This window comes from Succinivibrio sp., assembly GCF_045124615.1.
In the GTDB taxonomy this organism is placed as follows: Bacteria; Pseudomonadota; Gammaproteobacteria; order Enterobacterales; family Succinivibrionaceae; genus Succinivibrio; species Succinivibrio faecicola.
On sequence record NZ_JBGVMC010000067.1, the window covers coordinates 1 to 1,689 of the forward strand.

General features: G+C 35.0%; 1 protein-coding gene, 1 tRNA gene and 1 rRNA gene. All 3 read left to right on the forward strand.

Features of this window, described 5'->3' with window-relative positions:
• Window positions 1-20: 20 nt before the first annotated feature.
• Window positions 21-136 (forward strand): 5S ribosomal RNA (rrf, locus tag ACJML3_RS01790).
• 12 nt (window positions 137-148) lie between these two features.
• A tRNA-Thr gene (locus ACJML3_RS01795) sits at window positions 149-224 on the forward strand.
• 196 nt (window positions 225-420) lie between these two features.
• Window positions 421-1,689, forward strand: a 1,269-nt coding sequence (locus ACJML3_RS01800; protein ID WP_406020106.1) for a hypothetical protein, incomplete at its 3' end; no start/stop codon positions are given.

Here is a 1,689-nt window from a genome sequence, read left to right on the forward strand (position 1 = left end):
AAGTTTTTTTACCCTATATGCTTGGCGGCCATAGTGCTGTAGAACCACCTGTTCCCATTCCGAACACAGAAGTGAAATGCAGTTACGCCGATGGTAGTGCAACGTACGTTTGTGTGAGAGTAGGTTACTGCCAAGCTTATCTAATAGTGCTGATATGGCTCAGTTGGTAGAGCGCACCCTTGGTAAGGGTGAGGTCCCGAGTTCGATTCTCGGTATCAGCACCATTCTCAAACCTCCAATCGCAAATCGTGCTTAAACTTTACGGAAAACACTAGTTTTTCGCAAAATTTAGCTTATCTATCAAATTCAAATATTGCGTTAAATCAACAAGTTAACACAAAGTGTGATTTACTTCGCAAAAATGAATTTTCTATTCAATCACCAGTAGTATCAACTGTTTTTGTTGCTGCTAATGATACATTGCCTGTTTGCGCTAATGATTCAATCATTTCCGTAAATCAAGGTACTAAAATAAACGAAAACGCACAGTTTGAGCTTGCTGTTATCGGTATTTTATACAGATCTCATGCACGCTCAGAATTGACTCCTACCTTAAAAGTAATCTTAGCCATACTTACAAATCTTTGCAGGAGATCACGTAATGGTATTATCAGCTACCAGACCTCAGAACTCTTCCAGAGATGTTTTTACCTATTCAATGAATCTCAAATTAGACGTCACTTATCTACTTTAGAGTCTAAAGAGTTAATTCAGGTTAAATATACTCAATCAGAACGATATATCAAAGTTCCAGCAATTGAGTCATCTGAAAAATTCTTAACTATCTTTAAGGTGGTTGATGACTTTGATTTGTCCTTTTCAGATCTGCTTGTTTTCTCTTATATCATTGATAAAACCTCAGTATTTGCTAAAGCTGGCTTAGGTTTCTTCACTGATAACTCTGGTATTAGTCCTATACAGGCTAATCTAAATATTTCTAATAGAACTATTAGAAACTCCTTTAATACACTTCTTGAAAAAGGCTTTATAAGATACAGCACTGATAGAAAATCTATCTTTACTGTTAAATCTGTAGAGCTTGACCCATCTATTGCTAATTCTTATGCACAAATCTTTAAACTAACTGAAAGTGATGATTGTAAAAAGCTAATTGATAAGCGCATTGCAAGCATAGCTAAAGATGACAGAGATGTTCAAAGTTTATCTTCTGATGAAAAGAAGAACATCATTTTGTCACGTGTGCAGAAAGTTGGTAAAAAACGATCATCCAAAAACAAGATTTCAGACAATCTTGGAAAAAAACGATCATCGATTAGCATGATTGATGCTGATCTTGGTAAAAAATGCACAACAACAAGTGAAGATCTTCTAAATAACGATATTTCTAAAAACGAAAGTTTTCCACAGGTGGAAAATTCTCAAGATTTTTATCTTGGTAAAAAAAGTAACTTTCCACAGGTTATCTTGGAAAAAAACGATCATATCTTGGAAAAAAACGATCACGCTATATATAAGGTATTTAACGATCTTAATAACGATCCATTTAATAACGACAGCGACCACTTAGTCGCTGAAGCAAATTCATATACTCAAAAATGTAATGGAATTTATTTAAATTCAACTGAGCCTCTAGGTGTCAACTTAGATTACTCCTACAAACTTACAGATGCTGGGATCTCTGTTCTAAGAGTCAAACCTAATAGCCCTGCTGACATTCTTGGAATTAAG